This window comes from Sphingomonas sp. R86521 (assembly GCF_042466235.1).
Taxonomy (GTDB): domain Bacteria; phylum Pseudomonadota; class Alphaproteobacteria; order Sphingomonadales; family Sphingomonadaceae; genus Sphingomonas.
The window spans coordinates 1,251,518-1,270,135 of sequence record NZ_JAXHBY010000001.1 but is presented as its reverse complement, the minus strand read 5'-3'; the positions used below and the strand labels follow the sequence as shown (position 1 = coordinate 1,270,135).

The 18,618-nt window shown below is 61.9% G+C and carries 18 protein-coding genes and 1 tRNA gene; 11 read left to right on the top strand and 8 right to left on the bottom strand.

Going from position 1 to position 18,618, the window contains the following annotated elements; all coding sequences use genetic code 11:
* Positions 1–2 precede the first annotated feature (2 nt).
* On the top strand, positions 3–227 hold the full coding sequence (gene rpsR / locus SJY20_RS05860) for a 30S ribosomal protein S18 (RefSeq protein ID WP_031393978.1): 225 nt from the start codon (positions 3–5) through the stop codon (positions 225–227).
* A gap of 11 nt (positions 228–238) precedes the next feature.
* Positions 239–835, top strand: coding sequence for a 50S ribosomal protein L9 (gene rplI / locus SJY20_RS05855; protein ID WP_380785660.1), 597 nt, complete (start codon positions 239–241; stop codon positions 833–835).
* Between the two features lie 516 nt (positions 836–1,351).
* On the opposite strand, the gene SJY20_RS05850 is transcribed toward rplI, so the two are convergent.
* Together SJY20_RS05850 and mutL are read right to left on the bottom strand one after the other, a co-directional pair.
* Positions 1,352–2,104 carry a hypothetical protein gene (locus SJY20_RS05850; protein WP_380785659.1) on the bottom strand — a complete coding sequence of 251 codons (753 nt, stop codon included), beginning with the start codon at positions 2,102–2,104 and terminating at the stop codon, positions 1,352–1,354.
* Between the two features lie 726 nt (positions 2,105–2,830).
* Positions 2,831–4,615: a DNA mismatch repair endonuclease MutL gene (gene mutL, locus SJY20_RS05845; protein WP_380785658.1), complete on the bottom strand. Its 1,785-nt coding sequence runs from the start codon at positions 4,613–4,615 to the stop codon at positions 2,831–2,833.
* Positions 4,616–4,764: 149 nt separating this feature from the next.
* Here mutL and SJY20_RS05840 point away from each other — a divergent pair, with 149 nt between their 5' ends.
* The 8 genes from SJY20_RS05840 to SJY20_RS05805 all read left to right on the top strand — a co-directional run bounded on the left by SJY20_RS05840 (position 4,765) and on the right by SJY20_RS05805 (position 13,270).
* Entirely contained in the window at positions 4,765–5,808 is a 1,044-nt protein-coding gene (locus SJY20_RS05840) for a rod shape-determining protein (protein ID WP_147080455.1), read from the top strand.
* An 82-nt stretch (positions 5,809–5,890) separates the two neighbouring features.
* Complete coding sequence (gene mreC / locus SJY20_RS05835; protein ID WP_380785657.1) at positions 5,891–6,778, top strand: rod shape-determining protein MreC; 888 nt, start codon at positions 5,891–5,893, stop codon at positions 6,776–6,778.
* Positions 6,779–6,785: 7 nt separating this feature from the next.
* Positions 6,786–7,310 (top strand): rod shape-determining protein MreD, encoded by a 525-nt coding sequence (locus SJY20_RS05830; protein WP_380785656.1) that lies wholly within the window; start codon positions 6,786–6,788, stop codon positions 7,308–7,310.
* Positions 7,311–7,336: 26 nt separating this feature from the next.
* Positions 7,337–9,379, top strand: coding sequence for a penicillin-binding protein 2 (gene mrdA / locus SJY20_RS05825; protein ID WP_380788584.1), 2,043 nt, complete (start codon positions 7,337–7,339; stop codon positions 9,377–9,379).
* Positions 9,376–10,485 carry a rod shape-determining protein RodA gene (gene rodA / locus SJY20_RS05820; RefSeq protein WP_380785655.1) on the top strand — a complete coding sequence of 370 codons (1,110 nt, stop codon included), beginning with the start codon at positions 9,376–9,378 and terminating at the stop codon, positions 10,483–10,485. Before mrdA ends, rodA begins: the two co-directional genes overlap by 4 nt.
* 97 nt (positions 10,486–10,582) lie before the next feature.
* A tRNA-Lys gene (locus SJY20_RS05815) sits at positions 10,583–10,658 on the top strand.
* Positions 10,659–10,857: 199 nt separating this feature from the next.
* A complete protein-coding gene (locus SJY20_RS05810) occupies positions 10,858–12,141 on the top strand; it encodes a hypothetical protein (RefSeq protein ID WP_380785654.1) in 1,284 nt (427 codons plus the stop codon).
* Positions 12,131–13,270 (top strand): hypothetical protein, encoded by a 1,140-nt coding sequence (locus SJY20_RS05805; protein WP_380785653.1) that lies wholly within the window; start codon positions 12,131–12,133, stop codon positions 13,268–13,270. Before SJY20_RS05810 ends, SJY20_RS05805 begins: the two co-directional genes overlap by 11 nt.
* Here SJY20_RS05805 and SJY20_RS05800 read toward each other — a convergent pair.
* Positions 13,250–14,554, bottom strand: a complete 1,305-nt coding sequence (locus SJY20_RS05800; RefSeq protein WP_380785652.1) for an HNH endonuclease — start codon at positions 14,552–14,554, stop codon at positions 13,250–13,252. The two genes, SJY20_RS05805 and SJY20_RS05800, sit on opposite strands and share 21 nt — an antisense overlap.
* A gap of 268 nt (positions 14,555–14,822) precedes the next feature.
* The gene (locus SJY20_RS05795) at positions 14,823–15,035 is read right to left on the bottom strand and encodes a helix-turn-helix domain-containing protein (RefSeq protein ID WP_380785651.1); all 213 of its coding nucleotides are present in this window, start codon (positions 15,033–15,035) and stop codon (positions 14,823–14,825) included.
* A 92-nt stretch (positions 15,036–15,127) separates the two neighbouring features.
* Between SJY20_RS05795 and SJY20_RS05790 the strand changes: the two genes are divergently transcribed.
* A complete protein-coding gene (locus tag SJY20_RS05790) occupies positions 15,128–16,003 on the top strand; it encodes a hypothetical protein (RefSeq protein WP_380785650.1) in 876 nt (291 codons plus the stop codon).
* 92 nt (positions 16,004–16,095) lie between these two features.
* Here the strand turns inward: SJY20_RS05790 and SJY20_RS05785 are convergent, their stop codons facing one another.
* The 4 genes from SJY20_RS05785 to SJY20_RS05770 form a co-directional block, all read right to left on the bottom strand.
* Complete coding sequence (locus SJY20_RS05785) at positions 16,096–16,425, bottom strand: hypothetical protein (RefSeq protein ID WP_380785649.1); 330 nt, start codon at positions 16,423–16,425, stop codon at positions 16,096–16,098.
* A 2-nt stretch (positions 16,426–16,427) separates the two neighbouring features.
* Positions 16,428–17,159 (bottom strand): hypothetical protein, encoded by a 732-nt coding sequence (locus SJY20_RS05780; RefSeq protein WP_380785648.1) that lies wholly within the window; start codon positions 17,157–17,159, stop codon positions 16,428–16,430.
* A 177-nt stretch (positions 17,160–17,336) separates the two neighbouring features.
* Positions 17,337–17,600 carry a hypothetical protein gene (locus SJY20_RS05775; protein ID WP_380785647.1) on the bottom strand — a complete coding sequence of 88 codons (264 nt, stop codon included), beginning with the start codon at positions 17,598–17,600 and terminating at the stop codon, positions 17,337–17,339.
* A gap of 97 nt (positions 17,601–17,697) precedes the next feature.
* A complete protein-coding gene (locus SJY20_RS05770) occupies positions 17,698–18,555 on the bottom strand; it encodes a putative phage abortive infection protein (RefSeq protein ID WP_380785646.1) in 858 nt (285 codons plus the stop codon).
* Positions 18,556–18,618 lie beyond the last annotated feature (63 nt).

The window sequence follows — 18,618 nt, the reverse complement described above, 5'->3', positions numbered from 1 at the left end:
CCATGGCACGTCCATTCTTCCGCCGCCGCAAGAGCTGCCCGTTCTCCGCAAAAGACGCTCCCCGGATCGACTACAAGGACGTCCGGTTGCTGCAGGGCTTCGTGTCCGAGCGTGGCAAGATCGTTCCTTCGCGCATCACGTCTGTTGCCGCGAAGAAGCAGCGCGAACTGGCCCAGGCCATCAAGCGTGCGCGTCATCTGGGCTTGCTGCCCTACATCGTTAAGTAAGGAGCGCCCCCATGGACGTCATTCTGCTTGAGCGCGTCGAAAAGCTTGGTGCTATCGGCGACGTGGTGAAGGTCAAGGACGGTTACGCACGTAACTTCCTGCTTCCCAACAAGAAGGCGCTTCGTTCCAACGAAGCAAACCGCAAGGTGTTCGAGTCGAACCGTGCGCGTATCGAATCGGACAACGCATCGCGTCGCTCCGATGCCGAGACCGAGGCGAAGACCTTCACCGACGCGACCGTCACCCTGATCCGTCAGGCATCGAACACCGGCCAGCTCTATGGTTCGGTCGCGGTGCGTGACCTGGTCGACGCGCTCAACGCCGACGGCCACAAGGTGCCCAAGGCTGCGATCGTGCTCGACAAGCCGATCAAGTCGATCGGTGTCTACACGGTCAAGGTTGCGCTGCACCCCGAGGTGTCGGTGGCCGTCAAGGTCAACGTCGCCCGCTCGCCTGAAGAGGCCGAGATGCAGGCTTCGGGCGTCGACGTCATGTCGTCGATGTTCGAGCGCGACGAAGCCGGCTTCGTCGAGGATTACGATCCGAACGCAGAGCCCGGCGCGACCGCCGAAGCACCGCGCGACCAGGAGGAAGAGGCGCAGGGCTGAGCCCGACGCTTTTCTCCAAACGCAAAAAGGGCCGTCCGGAGCAATCCGGGCGGCCCTTTTCGTATCGCCTTGGGAGCGACGCTTACCTCACGGACACGTCACGCAGGCGCCGACGACGGCGGCCAGCGGAATGAGCGCGAAGAAGACGGGGAACAGATGCTTCATGATGCGGGAACTCGTGAGAGGGTCTCCGCTCAAATGCCCGGGCGCGAAAATGGTTTCCAGAAGATGAACGAAGCCGCGTCACGCGTCGTACTACAGCGCATCCCGCGCATCGATACGTCAGGCTTCCGGGACCAATCCCTTAACCCAACTGCAAGCATGTTCCGCGCACGGTTTTCGCCGTTTTAGCATCAGGGAGGCTGGGCTGCTGCAATTTTCGCGCCTCGCTCGAGCCCACCCACCCAGCCCATGGGACAGCAGGCCAAATGTCCGGACCTAGTGAAATCCTGCCTGACCGCTTATGGGGAGGCTGAACGTCATAGCTGCCGCAGATCGCCGCTGACTTTGCGTCAGCTAGCTACGCTGATATAGTGAAATCACGTTCGTCAGTTGAGTCCAGACCTTATTGCCTTTGGCTGTGAAGCCAGCCCTACCACCTGAGGCGCCAAGCGGAAAGAACTGCGCCACCGCCCCCTTATTTAGGTCGACAAGGGCCACTTGAAATACTCCGCCCTTCTTCTCTGGCCAAGAGATAAGCGCAAAGTGTCCGTCGGGACTGACTTCTAGAATGTCTCCATTCCAAAATTCTTTCACGGTTGTGGAAATCGACCACAGCACCTTTCCATTATAAAAGTTACGAAGCTCCAGCAGTGGACCCGTCCGCGGTTGGGGCAGCGGTACTGTAGGGCACTTTCTGCTCCATACCTCACAAATGATCTGGACGCCGTCGGGCTGTAACTCACGGGTATTGAGGACTTGCTTTCCCGATGGGACAAGGACCAAGCGGTTACGTCTTTCCTTGCCAAAAGGAGAAACTACTTCGATAGGTGGCAAACCCTGTATCCATCGAACCCATGTGTCCCCATCTTGATTGCGGATCGTGACGACTGAACGTATGCGGCCTGCCGCCACCACAGCCGTTGCCGCCGCTATTGAAAACCGAGCATCAAACCCTGCCTTGCGCTGGTTGAACGACCTCAAGCTACTTAGCGCTAAGCGGTCCAGAACCTGACCGTGCGCGGCATCGATCATTGCCAGTTCCGGTGCCGGGTCGGCGTGGGGCGGTCTGTAGTAACTTCCATTGGTTCCGACCTGAACCAGCGCCATTGGGGAGTTCCGTATCCATTGAACGGCATCAAGAGGACCAGCGGGTAATGGCTTCAAGCTCGTAGGCAAGGTAGAACCGTCCCTCGCCAGACGCATCAGCGTCAGACCTGACAAAGGAAAGGGCGAGGGATAGGCCACTTCCTGCTTGGCAGCCCATACTGACTTTGAGTCACTCGACCATCCAATTGGCGGCTCCGCTCCTGTAAGGGACTGAAAACCGGAGTCGCCCAGGTGAGTGGTGAAGGTTCTTGTCTGTCCTGACTTTACATCCGCTATCACAACCTCGTCGCGATTTAGCCATGCGAAGCCGCTGCCGTCTGGGGCCATCGACGGCGAGGTCAAGCTGTTACTGCCTTTAGCGTTGATACAGTGAGCGGACGTCAGTTTGTAAGGTCCCGCGCTTTCGCGCTCGTTCTCGAAGCGGCCCCCGAAGTGCGCCGGGCAATTCGTGACTACTATTTCTGGCGCCAAGGCGCCAGCCGCGGAAGTAGCTGCGGCAGATAAGAGTAGGAAGCGCTCTAGCATTGCGTAATCCTAGCCCAAAAAAGTGACGAACCGTCGTTCAATTACAATTCCTCATAGTGCCAAACGCCGCCGATACCGTCACGAGGAATGTCTGCAATTCGGTTAGACCTGTGCGATCCGAACAGCAGCGATTGGGCGTTAGCTGCCTCACGTGTCTTTTGGCATTTGAGTAAGTAGGCAGCGAATCCAAGCTCTAAATCCTTATTTACGACCAAAGAGCTTCTCAAGATCCCCGTGCTGCAGCTTCACCCAAGTCGGGCGGCCGTGGTTGCACTGGCCGGAATGCGGGGTGACTTCCATTTCGCGGAGCAGCGCGTTCATTTCGGTCACCGACAGAATCCGCCCGGCGCGGACCGAGCCGTGGCAGGCCATCGTCCCTGCCACCGCGTCGAGGCGCTCCTTCAGTGACAGCGCCTCGTCGAACGCCGCGAGTTCGTCGGCGAGATCGGTGACCAACCCCTTGGGATCGCTCGGCCCGAGCATCGCCGGGGTTGCGCGGACCAGCATCGCGCGGGGACCGAAGCGTTCGAGGTCGAGCCCGAATTCGGACAGTTCGGCGGCGCGCGCTTCCAGCCGGTCGCACGCAGGTTCGTCGAGCTCGACCACCTCCGGGATCAAGAGCGCCTGGCTCGCGACCGTCCCGCCGCTGAGCGCGGCGCGCATCCGTTCGAGGACTAGGCGTTCGTGCGCGGCGTGCTGGTCGACCAGGATCAACCCGTCCTCGGCCTCGGCGACGATATAGGTCTTCGCGACCTGCCCGCGCGCGACGCCGAGTGGGAAACTGCTGGTCGAAGGGGGCGGCGTCCAGGCGGGTTCGGCGCGGGCCTGTGGGGGCGCCGAGAAGAAGGTCGGGCGGGTATCGTTGACCGAACCGTAGCTGCGCTCGGCGAGCGCGAGCCGGTCCGGCACCCCCTCACCCCAACCCTCTCCCCGCAGGGGAAAGGGAGCCGTCTGTTCCGGCTGCCACATCGCCAGCGCCGCCTCGGGCGCGCGCTGGCTACGATGCCCGGCACCATCCAGCGCCCGCCGCAGTCCCGACACGATCAGCCCGCGGACCATCGCCGGATCGCGGAACCGCACCTCGGTCTTCGCCGGATGGACGTTCACGTCGACCTGGTCGGACGGCACATCTAGGAACAACGCCACCACCGCATGCCGGTCGCGCGGCAGCATCTCGGCATAGGCGCCGCGGATCGCGCCCATCAGCAGCCGGTCCTTCACCGGCCGTCCGTTGACGAACAGATATTGATGGTCGGCGATCCCGCGATTGTAGGTCGGCAGGCTCGCGACCCCGCCGAGCACCAGCCCCTCCCTTTCCATGTCGATCGCCACCGAACTGTCGGCCAGCGCGCGGTCGGTCAGCGTCGCCACCCGCCCCGGCCGGTCCTCGACTTGGCTCGCGGACAGCACACGCCGCCCATCATGCTCGACCGTGAACGCAATGTCCGGCCGCGCCATCGCCAGCCGCCGCACGCTGTCGAGGCACGCCGCATATTCGGCCCGCGCCGATCGCAGGAACTTGCGCCTGGCTGGCACCCGCGCGAACAGGTCCTCGACCACCACCCGCGTGCCGGGGGGCAACGCCGCCGGCCCCTCGCGCGTCACCACGCCGTTGTCGACCGTCCGCGCCCAGCCCTCGGCGCCGCGCACCCGGCTCTCGATCGTCAGCCGTGCGACGCTCGCGATCGACGGCAGCGCCTCGCCGCGAAAGCCCAGCGTCACGACCGATTCGATGAACTCGTCGGGCAGCTTGGAGGTCGCATGCCGCTCCAGCGCCAGCGCCATGTCGTCCGGCGTCATCCCGCAGCCGTCGTCCGCGACCTCGATCCGCAGCGTCCCGCCTTCGGCCAGCACCACGGCGATCCGCGTGGCGCCTGCATCGACCGCGTTTTCGACCAGTTCCTTCAACGCGCTGGCGGGTCTTTCCACCACTTCACCGGCGGCGATACGATTGACCAGATGCTCGGGGAGACGCCGTATTGACATGGGTAATGGTCTAGACCAAGCGACGGCATCCCGCGAGCCGCAAATGCCCCAGCACGGAGCGCCAGCACCCGTGCCTGATAGCGGCGGATCGCGAGATGTCTGCGATGTGCGTCGCCGGTAGCGGTGGCAGGTTACGGGACCCTGATTGAATGGCCTTCTACTCGCGTTTCTTCAAATTCATGTCGCATGACATGGCCATCGACCTCGGCACCGCGAACACCGTCGTCTATGTCCGTGGGCGCGGCATCGTGCTGAACGAGCCGTCTGTGGTCGCGGTCGAGACGATCAACGGCGTCAAGCGGGTCAAGGCGGTCGGCGACGATGCCAAGATGATGATGGGCAAGACCCCCGGCAATATCGAGGCGATCCGCCCGTTGCGCGACGGTGTCATCGCCGACATCGACGTCGCCGAGCAGATGATCAAGTATTTCATCCAGAAGGTCCACGGTCCGCGGAAATTCGCGCGCTGGCCCGAAATCGTGATCTGCGTGCCGTCGGGATCGACCAAGGTCGAGCGCCGCGCGATCCGCGATGCCGCGTCCAACGCCGGTGCGTCGCAGGTCTGGCTGATCGAGGAGCCGATGGCCGCCGCGATCGGCGCCGACATGCCGGTCACCGAACCGATCGGCAGCATGGTCGTCGATATCGGCGGCGGCACCACCGAAGTCGCTGTGCTGTCGCTCCGCGGCCTCGCCTACACCACCTCGGTCCGCGTCGGCGGCGACAAGATGGACGAGGCGATCGTGTCCTACGTCCGCCGCAACCACAACCTCCTGATCGGCGAAGCCACGGCAGAGCGGATCAAGAAGGAAGTCGGGATCGCCAAGCCGCCCGCCGACGGCATCGGCATGATCATCCAGATCAAGGGCCGCGACCTCGTCAACGGCGTGCCCAAGGAAATCCAGATCAACCAGGGCCAGATCGCCGAGGCGCTCAGCGAGCCGGTCGCGACGATCGTCGAGGGCGTCCGCGTCGCGCTGGAGAACACCGCGCCGGAGCTCGCCGCCGACATCGTCGACCAGGGCATCGTGCTGACCGGCGGCGGCGCGCTGCTCCAGGGGCTGGACGAGGTGCTGCGCGACGAGACCGGCCTGCCGGTGACGGTCGCCGAGGATCCGCTGACCTGCGTTGCACTCGGCACCGGTCGCGCGCTCGAGGACCCGCTGTTCCGCGGCGTGCTGATGAGCGGCTGAACGGCGGATTGGCATTGCGTCGGTAGGGTGGCGGGGACGGTCCCCGCCGCCGACCGGCGCGCAAGGACGAGGGGACAGGCGCATGGCGCCAGCCCGCGACCGCCGCACCGGATTTTCCCGGCGGCGGCAATATGGTGTGTTCATGGGCTATGTGCTCGCCATCGCCGGAGTGGTGGTGGGCGCGGCGTTGCTCGTCATGTCGACCTTCAATCCGCCCGCCTTCTCGGCGCTGCGGATGACGGTCGCCGGCGTCACCACGCCGGTCTCGTCCGGGCTTGCCTGGGTCGGGTCGGGCGCCGCCGCGGTGCCGCGGACGATCGGCACCTTCTTCTTCGTCCGCCAGGAAAACGCCGCGCTGCACGCGGAGGTCGATCGCACCCGCGCACTGCTGATGAAGGCGCGGACGATCGCCTATGACAATCGTCGCTTGCGCTCGCTGCTGGCGGTCCGCGACCGTTCGGTCGATCCGATCGTCACCGCGCGGCTGGTCAGTTCGACCGCGTCGAGCGGCCGCCGCTATGCGCTGCTCAACGCCGGCCGCTGGAGCGGTGTCCGGCCCGGCATGCCGGTGCGCGGCCCCGACGGGCTGGTCGGCCGCATCGTCGAGACCGGACCCAACGCCGCCCGCGTCCTCCTGCTGACCGATCCCGACAGCATCGTGCCGGTCCGCCGCACCCGCGACGGCCTGCCCGCGATCGTCGCAGGGCGCGGCGACGGCATGGTCGACGTCCGATCGGTCAACGCCACTAACGTCAAGTTCTCGGCCGGCGACCTGTTCGTCTCGTCGGGCATCGGGGGCATATATGCGCCCGGCGTGCCCGTCGCCCGAGTCATGAAGGCCGGACAGGATTCGGTCGAGGCCCGCACCTTCGCCAATCCGGACACGCTCGACTTCGCACTGGTCGAGGGCGCGTTCATGCCGATGCCGCCGCGCGCGCCGACGCCGCCCGGACCCGTGCCCGCGCCGTGAGTGTATCGTGAACGCGCAGCCCAACACCGTCGACTATCGCCCGTTCGCACCGACTCTGGGCGCCCGCCGCGCGCGGCTGATCGCGGCGGGCACGGTGATGCTGGGGTCGCTTGCTACGATCGTGCCCGTAGTCGCGACGATCCCGATCCTGCCGCCGCTCGGGCTGGTCATGCTGCTCGCCTGGCGACTGCTGGCGCGCTTCGCGTTCAAGCCCTGGGCAGCGGCACCGCTCGGGCTGTTCGACGACCTCGTCAGCGGCCAGCCCCTCGGCAGCGCGGTGCTGCTATGGTCGCTGTGCTTCCTGGCGATCGACATGCTCGAACAGCGCCTGGCGTACCGCGACTATTGGCAGGACTGGCTGATCTCCGGCGGACTGATCGCCGGCGTCATCATCGGCGGTCGTTTCCTGGCGGTTCCGGTCGGCTCGCATGTCGATACCGTGCTACTGGCGCAGATCATGGTCACCATCCTGCTCTTCCCCTTCGCGGCGCGGATCGTCGCGCGTGTCGAACGCAAGCGGGGCGAGGATTGAGCGGCCGCACGCGCATCGTGACCGAGATGTCGCAGGCGTACAGCTTTTCGCGTCGTGCCTGGCTGCTCGGCGCGGCACAGGGCACCGTCGGGCTGCTGCTCGCCGGGCGGATGGCGTGGATCTCGGTCGCGCAGAATGAACGCTACACCTCGTTGTCGGAGAGCAACCGCGTCAACATGACGCTGCTGCCCCCGCGGCGGGGCTGGATCGTCGATCGCCACGGCGTCCCGATCGCCAACAACCGCACCGACTTTCGCGTCGACATCGTCCCCGAACGGCTGCGCGACAAAGATCGCGTGCTCGACCTGCTCGGCCGCCTGCTGCGCCTGCCGCCCGAAGAGATGGAGCGGATCCGCATCGACCTCGACCATGCGGTCGGGCTGCAACCCGTACAGGTCGCGGAAAACCTCGACTGGGAGCGGTTCGCTGCGGTCAGCGTCCGCCTGCCCGAACTCCCGGGCGTCGCCCCTACCCGCGGTTTCGCCCGCGCCTATCCCGCCGGCGCCGCGGTCGCGCACCTGACCGGCTATGTCGGCGTGCCCAACGTCGAACAATACAAGAAGACCCACGACCCGCTGCTGGTCACGCCAGGCTTCAAGCTCGGCAAGGACGGGCTCGAGAAGATGCTCGAACCCGAATTGCGCGGGGTCGCCGGCGCCAAGCGCGTCGAGGTTACCGCGCGTGGCAAGCTGGTCGCCGAACTCGCCACCCGCCCCGACGTCCCCGGCAAGACCGCACGCCTGACGATCGATGCCGGGCTGCAGGATTACGCGGCACGCCGGCTCGGCCCCAATTCCGGCTCCGCGGTCGTGATCGACTGTCGCACCGGCGAGATGCTGGCGATGGTGTCGATGCCGGCTTACGATCCCAACAATTTCTCCGACGGCATCAGCCATCTCGAATGGCAGATGCTCAGCGACGACGATCACGTGCCCTTGATGAACAAGGTGACGCAGGGGCTCTATCCCCCCGGCTCGACCGTGAAGCCGATGAACGGCCTCGCGCTGCTCGAAAATGGCGTCGATCCGCATGCCCGTGTCTCATGCTCGGGCGCGATGCGGGTCGGCAACGGCATCTTCCATTGCCACAAGAAGAGCGGCCACGGCCCGCTCGATCTCAAGAACGCGATCATGCAGAGCTGCGACATCTATTTCTACGAAATGGTCCGTCGCCTCGGCTACGACCGCGTCGCGCCGATCGCGCGGATGGTCGGCCTCGGGCAGAAATTCGACCTGCCGTTCTCGACGCAGCGCTTCGGCACCGTCCCCGACAGCGCGTGGAAGCTGAAGAAGTACAAGGCCGGCTGGACCGTCGCGGATTCGCTCAACGCCTCGATCGGCCAGGGCTATGTGCTCGCCAATCCGCTGCAGCTGGCGGTGATGGCCTCGCGCATCGCCTCGGGCCGGCATCTGCGCCCGAGCATCCTCGCCAGCCATATCGACCGCGATGCGCCGATCCTGCCGCTCCAGTCCGAAAACCTCGCGATCGTCCGCGACGCGATGTTCGGGGTGGTCAATGGCGGCGGCACCGGTGGCGCCGCGCGCATGCTGACACCCGGGATCGCGCTTGCGGGCAAGACCGGCACCGCGCAGGTCCGCCGCATCACCATGGCCGAACGCCGCTCCGGCGTGCTCAAGAACGGCCAGCTGCCGTTCAAGCTGCGCGATCACGCCGTGTTCATGGGCTTCGCGCCCGCCGACAACCCCCGCTATGCCATCGGCATGGTCCTGGAGCATAACGGCCACACCGTCCGCAACCTCGATTCCCCACAGATCGCCCGCGACATCATGACCTATCTGTTCGACCGCGACCGCGCGATGGCCTCGCTGGCCGAGGGCGAGCCGACCTGGGGCGGCGACATCCGGACGCGGATGGCGACGCAGGCGGCCGCCTATCGTGCCGCACAGGCCCCGCCCCCGGCCGCCAGCGCCACCAAGACCGATGCGCTGGTCCCCAGCGACGCCCCCGCCGTCGAACGCGCCACCGATCAGGCCAACGCGACCCAGGCCGCTTTGATCACCCCCGGCAACACCGTCGCCGAAGACGGCTCCACGGACCGCGAACCATGAGATCCCGGATCGTCCCCGAACCGCTCGCCCGGCTGCCGTGGAAGGTCCTGCTGCTGGTCGTCGCGATCGGCTGCTTCGGCCAGGTGGTGCTGTATTCCGCCGCAGGAGGCTCGCTGAGGCCCTGGGCGCTGTCGCAGGGCATCCGCTTCTTCGTCCTGCTCGGCGGCGCCATGCTGCTGTCTCGCGTGCCCGAAAGGGTGTGGAAGGACTCCGCGCTGCCCGCCTATGCGATCATCACGGTGTCGCTGCTGGCGGTCGAGCTGCTTGGCAAGGTCTCGGGCGGCTCGCAACGCTGGCTCGACCTCGGCTTCATCCGCCTCCAGCCGTCCGAATTCATGAAGCCAGTGATCGTGCTCGCCTGCGCGAAATTCTACGACATGCTGCCCCCCGGCGAGACCCGGCGGTTCAGCGCGATCTGGCCGGCGGCCATGCTGATCGGGGTGCCGGCGGCGCTGGTCATGCTGCAGCCCGATCTCGGCACCGCGCTGATGATCTGCGCGGGCGGTGCGACCGTGATGTTCCTGGCCGGGATCCCGCTGCGCCTGTTCATCGGCGGCGGGCTGCTGCTGTCGGTGGCGACTCCGCTGGCCGTCAACTTCCTGCTCCACGACTATCAGCGCAACCGCGTGCTCATCTTTCTCGACCCCGAAAGCGACCCGCTCGGCACCGGCTATCACATCAGCCAGTCCAAGATCGCGATCGGATCGGGCGGCATCTGGGGCAAAGGTTTCCTTCAAGGCACCCAAAGCCACCTCGACTATCTACCCGAAGGCCATACCGACTTCGTGTTCGCGACCATGGCCGAGGAATGGGGCCTGGTCGGTGGCTGCCTGCTGATCCTCGCCTTCCTGCTGGTGATCCGCTGGGGCATCGACGTCGGCCAGCGCGCCACCGGCCGTTTCGCCCGCCTGACCGCCGCAGGGCTCGCCACCACGATCTTCTTCTACGTTGCGATCAACCTGTCGATGGTGATGGGTCTGGCACCCGTCGTCGGCATCCCCCTGCCGCTGGTCAGTTTCGGCAGTTCGGCGCAGATGACGGTGCTGCTGTGCCTGGCGATCCTGATGTCGATCGACCGCCAAAACCGCAAGACCGTGGGCTGGTAATCAAAAAAGGGGTTGCGCCCCCCGCCCCGCCTGCTAACAGCGCGCTTCCCCGGACACGGGGCGCCACACCAGCGGCGCCACCCAAACCGCCCGGCATGGACGCATAGCTCAGTTGGTAGAGCAGCTGACTCTTAATCAGCGGGTCCTTGGTTCGAGCCCAAGTGCGTCCACCATTTTTTCATAACTGTATGAGCTACTTATGGGTGGGCTTCTCACTCTCGAACCGAGAAGTTAGTGGCCGGGCACCGGATAGATACTGACGACTTCGGCCGAGGAATACGGCAGCTGCGCTCATTCTGGCGTTCCGATCGGGCTCCATCCTCGCTACGGTCGACGAGCTCAACATTCGGGCGAAACCACTGAGGATTACCGATGTCAGGGATTTCGAATACGGCTACTCGTCAGCCGTCTCTTTTCCCATCCGGCCTTGATGGCGACGATGCGCTCGGCCTTACATTTCGGGATAGCAAGTCGCTCCCAGTGCACGGATGGTATCCCTATGTTGAGGGGTTCGCCGCCGGCTACATCGAGGATCTGGTGCGGTCCCACGTTGGCGACGGTATCGTGTACGATCCGTTCGGTGGAAGTGGGACGGTCAATCTGATTGCTTCTCAGCTTGGCCGAGAAAGCGCGTTTTCGGAGGCGAACCCGTTTATGCGGTTTGTGGCCGAGACCAAGGTAAACGCTAGGGCGACGGCGAAACGAGATTTTGCAGCATTTTCCAAGTGTGTTGCACGCTTCCGACGCTGGGTTATGTCGAAAGAATTTGAGAGCGCGGCCAGCCGACAGAACTTGGACGCGTACGACGCAGCATTTAGCGGACGTGACTTTTTCCAAGAGGACGATCTTCGCGAGCTGATCACCATCCGCGACGGAGTAGAGTTTCACTCTGGGGGCAACAGGGCTTTCAAAGACCTCCTGCTGCTCGCGGTCATGTCCGTAACCGTTGCATGCTCGAATATGACGCGCCGTGCTGATCTCCGCCGTCGGCGACCTGACGAATATCTCACGCGAGTTGTGGACGTCAGAAAGGCCGTACTTGCAAAACTCGTAGATATTGAAAGAGACATTCAAACCGACGGCACCGTCCATGCACCAACCGCCTTTGTTTCTAATGATGCTCGTGAATACGTCCCCGCACTTCACAATCGCGCGAGCCTCATCCTTACCTCTCCACCATATCTCAATGGAACAAGCTATATTCGCAATACGAAGCTTGAACTGTGGCTTGCTGGATTTATTGAAAATGAGAGAGAGCTTTCTTCACTAAACAAAATTTGTATGGTTTGCGGTATCAGTAACGTCGTTAAGGGTAGGCCTCCAACGTTTCAATACCCCTCAGTTGAGAGCGTCGCCGGTGATCTAGACAGGGTCAGCCCTGATCAGAGAATTCCGGCTCTAGTCCGAGGCTACTTCTCTGATATGTTTGAGATATTTAAGAATTGTGCGTCCTACCTGACCGAGCAGGGTTCTTTTGTTCTCGATATTGGCGATTCTAAGTTTTACGGTATTCATGTTCCAACAGACGAACTCCTAATTGAAGTTGCTGCAAGCGCGGGTTTTGCCGTGAAGGAAAATCGGATACTGGCAAGGCGCCATTCGCGTGACAAATCGCCACTCAAGCAGGTCGAACTGACTTTCATCCATGCTCACTGAAACTACTTCGCGACTACAACAGCAGGGGGAAGATTTTCAACAAACGCTTCCCCATACCATCCGGCCTTACGCCAGCCGCGCGTGGGGGCACGGGCTACATTCACTTTGCTCCTATCAAGGGAAGCTTAAGCCTAGCCTGGCGCATTGGATGGTTCGGCAGTTTACAGCCCCCGGTGATCGCGTGGTGGACCCGCTCGGGGGCGTTGGAACCATCGCGTTTGAAGCCGGATTGCTCGGTCGGGTGCCTTTCACAACGGACCTTAGCCCGTTTGCTTCAACAGTCGCTCGTGCAAAAGTCGCTCCACCAACGCCAGAGTTGCTCTGGGCGGCCTTTGAGCAGTTTACGTCGGCGTTGGAGCTTGAAAAGCTTTCTGACGATGATACGGCCAGTGCTGCGTTCGGACTAAACGCGACCGTATCCGATTATTATCACCCCGAGACATTGCAGGAAGTTCTTAAAGCAAAACGGTATTTCTCTGCCCGCGACCTCTCGGCTGGGTCGAATTTTATCAAAGCCTGTCTTTTGCACATTCTGCATGGAAATCGGCCGTATGCGCTTTCTCGAACATCGCACCCAATTACTCCTTTTAGCCCGACCGGTGAGTTCGAATACCGGTCTGTCGTGGAGAGGCTTCAGAAGCGACTGTTGCGCTTGATAGAGCTCGACCGGCCGAACGAGTTCAATCCAGGTCAGTCGTGGCATTCGGATTTTAGAGGTCTACCCGAGTTGCTTGACGCTCCAGTCGACGCGGTCTTGTGTTCGCCACCCTTCCCCGGGATGCGATTTGATCGACCCAATTGGTTGCGTATGTGGTTCTGCGGTTGGGGCGCCAACGATTTTCACCAAACAAGCAAATCATTTCTAGAACGTCAGCAGGGTAAGACCTTTTCAGTCTATAAAGAGTTTTTTGCAACTTGCGCCGAGATTACCAAGTCCGGCTCACCGGTGATACTTCACGTCGGCGGCTCGAAGGGTTATGATATGGCGACCCATCTCATTGAGTTATCTCGCCCATATTTTCGGCATCAAGGAACAGTAATCGAAGCCGTCGACCATGTAGAAAAGCACGGGATTAGCGACAAAGGAACTACAAGCTCCCACATCCTACTACTCTTCGAGCGATTCTAGCTCGGCATCTACAAATGCGTCGGATATCGACTTGGGCCTAATGCTTTCTGCGCGCTTGAGGGCAAGAAACGTTGGCAAGTCTGCGTCCTTAAGTTCTGCCCATAGATCGACATCGGGTCGTAACTCGACGACTTTTCGAGCTATCGCGTTAAAAGCCCGAGGATCTGCCCGCTGAGCGAAATCAACAATGTTCTTTTGAATTCGCATTAGCTCAGGCTCGCATACGGAGCGTGTCTGCAATGCGGCAAGGTCGAGACCCGTCAATTCAGACAGACGAATCAACTGCGCCTCAGAGTAAAAATCTACCGGAAATCGATCTTTTTTGTGGTTGTTATGCTCACTACAGAGGCACGTCGCGTACTCATCAATTGGCCAGAGATAGGAAAGAGGTCGCGTGTGATCTAGCTCAACTTCCTTCAAAGTGAGCGGTTTAGAGCAGTAAAAGCATGCACGGCCAAACCGGTCCCATACGATGCTTTTTAGCCCCCGACCTTGCCGTTCCTTAACTCTTTGTAGTATTTCCGGCTCTCTGAGAAGAAGGCGCCGTTCTCGATTTATTACCGAGCTCTCGTTTAGCTGGTCGCTTGTACGGAGTGGGTTGAACGAGTTGTTGATTCTCCATTTTTTGCACGCTCTGCATTCATTTTGGTGGCCACTGAGCTTCGCATTGTGTTTATGGAAGCCGAGACGGCCGGCCGTACCTGGTCCAGTGGGCAGGTGGCGGCCACAATACGAGCACTTCTTCAACTCTATTAGCGAGCCCTCAGAAACGTGTTCAGCTCCTGAGAGGCCTTCCGGCAATATTGCTGAATGAGTTAGATACAAGGTTTCGGGGAGCAGGTGAGATTTGTTCAGTTCCGTTAAAGACGGAACCACTCCAGCCCCACTGTCAGGAAAAACGATTTTTCCAGCAGCGAGGCCCCAGACGTCAATATACTCCAACGGCTTGGAAAAACTAATTGTGACGTCAAGCGAACCAGACGATGCTTCGAATGCGCGTCCGACCCGCATCCATCCGTTACCGATGTGATAGCGCGCATCTGCGAAGATTTGACCGTCGACCTGTGCGGTTAACGCCAACTCTACGGAATCGGGCGCTCGAACATACGCGCCGACGCCCCAGCTGCGCTCGTTCTCTGCGCCCGCGGATACCTCGCATTGCCAAGACAGAGAGGTAATGCCGCCCGACGCAGACATGCGCGTACTAGGATGCGCTTGTATTTCCTGGTAGTCACGGCGGCTTCCGTAATCATCTTCTCGGTCTTGTTTTGCTAGTCTGCGCACGAACTTCTCCCTATCGAGAAGCTCGCACTGACGTCCTTGGATTTCAAGGGCTAAGCGCTGAACCAAGTAGGATCGCTATAGTCGGTTATAATTGCGCGGCTTCTGGTCAGCCGGTTGAGGCGCCAGATGCGGGCTCCTCAAGGCACCGGTCACCATGCACAGCATCGCAGACGGCTGAAGGAGCGGAAAAGGGGAATACGTCATCCGGCTCAATGATCGCGGCGTTCGCATCAGGCGCGAAGCGATTTTGCGATGAGCAAACCTTGCCTCAGCGCTGATCATCAAACAGCGCGCTTGGGTGAACTGCTAATGCGGCCGCCAATCGCCCTACGACCGCGACTGACGGATTACGACGCCCCCGTTCGATGCCGCCCAAATATGTCAGATCGATCTCGACGTCGTGCGCAAGCTGCTCCTGGGTGAGCTTCCGCTCGCCCCGCAGCCGGCGGACGTTGGCCGCGACGATCTCGTTCCAATTCATCTTACAGACTGGACGCGCGCCGGCGGCTCGGCTCTAGGGACTATAGTCTCTATTCCGTTGACACGGCAGAATGTCACGGCAGGGTCGGCTCCATGTTCGATCTATGGGCCGCAGAGCACTCGGTGCTCCGAGAGAAGGTGCTGGAGCGTGTCTTCCTCACCGAGCTCTCTAAGGTGCTCCTGATCGAGTTCGAGACGCCCTTCGAGGTGCTTCGGTCGGAGTTCGATGCCAACGGCTATGACGTTGTGGTCGAGGCGCGGGGCATCCTCCGCCACATCCAGCTCAAGGCCACTCGCGTCGGCGGCAAGCGCGCGAGCGTAGATGTGAACTTGGCCTTGGCGGAGAAGCCGGGTGGATGCGTGGTCTGGTTCAAGGCTGATCCAGAAACGCTAGCGGTCGGGCCTTTTCACTGGCTGGGCGGAGCGCCCGGCAAGCCCCTTGCGATCCCCGCCGGATCTGCGGCGCGGCACAGCCGAGCGAACGCGGTGGGACTGAAGGGCGAGCGGCTGGCGCTCAGGCGGGTCCCGATGGGAAGATTTACGCGGATGGATACGATCGAGGAGGTCGCAGAAGCGATGTTCGGAGCAGACCACGGCCGACTGCTCCGCGTCCACCTAGCTAGTCGCAACGTGGAGCTTGGCGCTCTCACGTTGCCCGAGCGCCTGACCTATGAGAACTCAGACGACCTCGCTCACGCGATCGATGGGTACGTGCTCGCCGAGGTAGCCGGGCTTGGCGACCCTGCCGAATACCTGGAAAAAGCCAGAGCGGAGGCCGAGACAATCGGCGCGTGGCGGGGTTCGGCGCTAGAGCTCTGGGTCGCTCTGTTCCTAGAGCATCGGCGCGATCACTTCGGCGGATTTCTTGTCGGGAGCGACATACCGGTGGCTAAGTCCCCGTTACGGGACGAGCTGTGCGTAGCGCTCCTCGCCAGCCTCAGACGAAACTATCCGAGCCGGTCAGGTTAAGCTCGTCGCCATTTGCGATGCGCACGGCGTCAGCGGGCTGAAGAGGCGCCGCCGCCCTCACCCGACAGGCGACAACGACGGTGCAATCCTCTTCACCGTAGCGGCGCGCGTTCCGTTCCCGCGTCTTCTTCGTCCGGGTCGTCGCGCCATGCCTCGTCCTCGTTCCACGGATCATCACGGACCCACATAGGCTTCGGCTTCCCGTACACCCCCATCGCGATGGTGCGTGGCTCGTACCGGAGCACCTGAAGATCCGCCTCTACCCTGTGCCTCGCCCCCTCATCGAAGTCGTCCGGATCCCCGCCGCAGAGGATGAATGCTTCCAAAGGCGTGACGATCTGCTCTCCAGCGAGCGCCTCACGGATCGCGCAGTATCGACGGCGCGGGGTTAGAAAGTTTCCTTCCTCGTCATAAGCATCCATGCTCAGTCCTCCTCGTCGTCGGAATAGGGGTCATTGCCGGCAGTCTGTTCGGCTTGACGCATCAGCGCGGCGTTGATGTCGCGGTAAGGATTGCGGGCACCATGCTCGAAAGCCGTGTCGTCGTGCGCGGCCTCCTCCGCGATCCGCTCCATTTCTAGCAGCGCCTGAGAGACGCGCCGGAACTGCTCGCCCACCAGCGCCTCGGCGAGTTCACTGGCCGCAAACGGCCTACTCGCCACATCCATCTCGCCAACGCGCGAGCACAGGGCCGCGGCGAGTTCGTGATCCTTGGTCGCCGCCGCCAGCTCAGCAAACGAAGCAAGTTCAGCTGGACCGGAATTCGCAATCTGCTGCACGAGCCGGCTGCGGCGCTCGGACCCAAGGTCGCGCCGCATCAGTACCTGCACGGGAGATGTATAGTGCGGCTTAATCGCTCCGGCCGCAGTCATGTGCCGCCCGGCTTCTCGAACCATGGTCAGCCGATTGTCCGCCGTCTCGCGCTTCAGCTCGTTGCGGAAGCCTGCGAGCGCCTTCTGAACTGTCGCAATGCGGTGGGTCTCTGGGAGGTCGGCGAGGGACCGGGCCAGTTCGGCCCTGCGTCCCTCGACCTTGTCTTCGAGCGAGCGGATCAGGCGCATCTGCGCCTCCCGGTTGCTCTTTGCTTGCGTCAGCCGTGCGATCACGTCCGTCTCGGACGCCCAGCTCGTGCCAAGGCTTGCCTTCTTAATTGCCATTTTCGTTCTCCTCTACCGGTTCAGCATCGCGCGTCGCCTGAGGGTCGGATCTGGCGCGGCGCAGCCGCTAATCGTTCCCGCCAACGCGGAGGGCTCATCCAGTTGATGAGCCGCACCGGAACTGAATGCCTCAGTCGCGGCGCGGCGCAGACCATCATCCGTGGTCGACTACTGCCGCTAGCTGACGTTTCGGCGAGACGGGCTCTTGAGGTGCTGCTTCGCCCAAGCGGTCGCAAGCGCCTCGGGCACCCCGGCCATCATGGCCGTGAGCGCCTTAAGACCCGGCCCGCACATCACGTGAGCGTTGCGGGCCGCTGCGACGGCGGTGGCGCAGGCGTCGATCTGCTCCCGATCCAAACCATGCATCGTCCGCCCCACCGTCTTGACGTCGTCACGGGTGAAGCTGACTACCCGCACGTCCCTCGCGATGATCTTGCCCATTTCCATGCTCCTCGATGAAAGCACGCTGATTGCGTACCAGGGAGCCTGTCGAGGAACACGAGCGCGGAATCGACCAACGTTTAGGTAAACGCGAGATTCACGTTCTAGCTTCGAACGCTACGCTCGGGAAGATTTTCCGAATCCGCCGCTCCAGGCTTGAGGGAGGAAGGTACTTCAACATACGGAATTCAACTAAGAGGTCGAACAAATCTTTAGCGATGGGCGCAGTCGAATTCACAGCGATTAACCCGATGTCCTGACTTGTGAGATGACTTCGGAGTAGGTTGCTGTAGCGATACTTTTCCTCGGCGGTCAGCCTTGTATCACTGCGTAGTCGATCAAGAATTGTGTAAATCATCCTGAAGTACGGAGAAAATGATGCCTCAACGCGGTCTTGGAGCCTTTTCATATAGATTCCGCCGAGATCTTCTCTCGATAGGTCGCCCTTTCCATGTTCCCTAATCCAAAATCTGATTTCTATGCTAACAGCTCTGATCGCCAGGTAGCCCCGTGCCGTTTTATACGAGTGAGCTGAAGATGTTCGCCCATGCGCCAAAGCGCTATTTACGGACATATTAACGTATTCTTTAGAGAATGAGTAACTTAGATCATCCCGCAACTGGCGCAACAAGCGAAGCAATTCAAAAAACGAACTCTCGAAACGCTCCCTGTGCGTGTCATCTAGTTGCGCGCTGAAGGCGGCTTGCTGATCTCTGAGGGCGATTTGCTGAAGGCGCAGCGTCGCAACAACCAAGAATGTGCCCGCAGTAGATACAAGGGCTGTAAAGGCACCGAACGTGTCTCCCCATGAGCCAGCCCCAGATACCGTCGACGCTTTCGCGCCCGCGAAGAAAGTTGCGACCGCGACCGAGTAGTCGGCGTACAATCCCCAAGCGAACGCAACGATCAAGAGACCGAAAAGCCAAGTTCGAATCGACATCCGCAGTGCCCCCAACAAATGTCGCCCAGTTAGCCGCGCAGCTTCGGCAATCCTACCAGTCACATCCACGCCGATCGT

Bases quoted from the DNA above. Each gene is read 5' to 3' on its own strand.
- rplI (WP_380785660.1), top strand. From the start codon at position 239: ATGGACGTCATTCTGCTTGAGCGCGTCGAAAAGCTTGGTGCTATCGGC.
- SJY20_RS05795 (WP_380785651.1), bottom strand. From the start codon at position 15,035: ATGAATTGGAACGAGATCGTCGCGGCCAACGTCCGCCGGCTGCGGGGC.
- SJY20_RS05775 (WP_380785647.1), bottom strand. From the start codon at position 17,600: ATGGGCAAGATCATCGCGAGGGACGTGCGGGTAGTCAGCTTCACCCGT.
- SJY20_RS05785 (WP_380785649.1), bottom strand. From the start codon at position 16,425: ATGGATGCTTATGACGAGGAAGGAAACTTTCTAACCCCGCGCCGTCGA.
- mreC (WP_380785657.1), top strand. From the start codon at position 5,891: ATGGCGCCAGCCCGCGACCGCCGCACCGGATTTTCCCGGCGGCGGCAA.
- SJY20_RS05805 (WP_380785653.1), top strand. From the start codon at position 12,131: ATGCTCACTGAAACTACTTCGCGACTACAACAGCAGGGGGAAGATTTT.
- SJY20_RS05840 (WP_147080455.1), top strand. From the start codon at position 4,765: ATGGCCTTCTACTCGCGTTTCTTCAAATTCATGTCGCATGACATGGCC.
- SJY20_RS05780 (WP_380785648.1), bottom strand. From the start codon at position 17,159: ATGGCAATTAAGAAGGCAAGCCTTGGCACGAGCTGGGCGTCCGAGACG.
- SJY20_RS05850 (WP_380785659.1), bottom strand. From the start codon at position 2,104: ATGGCGCTGGTTCAGGTCGGAACCAATGGAAGTTACTACAGACCGCCC.
- rpsR (WP_031393978.1), top strand. From the start codon at position 3: ATGGCACGTCCATTCTTCCGCCGCCGCAAGAGCTGCCCGTTCTCCGCA.
- mrdA (WP_380788584.1), top strand. From the start codon at position 7,337: ATGTCGCAGGCGTACAGCTTTTCGCGTCGTGCCTGGCTGCTCGGCGCG.
- rodA (WP_380785655.1), top strand. From the start codon at position 9,376: ATGAGATCCCGGATCGTCCCCGAACCGCTCGCCCGGCTGCCGTGGAAG.
- SJY20_RS05790 (WP_380785650.1), top strand. From the start codon at position 15,128: ATGTTCGATCTATGGGCCGCAGAGCACTCGGTGCTCCGAGAGAAGGTG.
- SJY20_RS05810 (WP_380785654.1), top strand. From the start codon at position 10,858: ATGTCAGGGATTTCGAATACGGCTACTCGTCAGCCGTCTCTTTTCCCA.
- mutL (WP_380785658.1), bottom strand. From the start codon at position 4,615: ATGTCAATACGGCGTCTCCCCGAGCATCTGGTCAATCGTATCGCCGCC.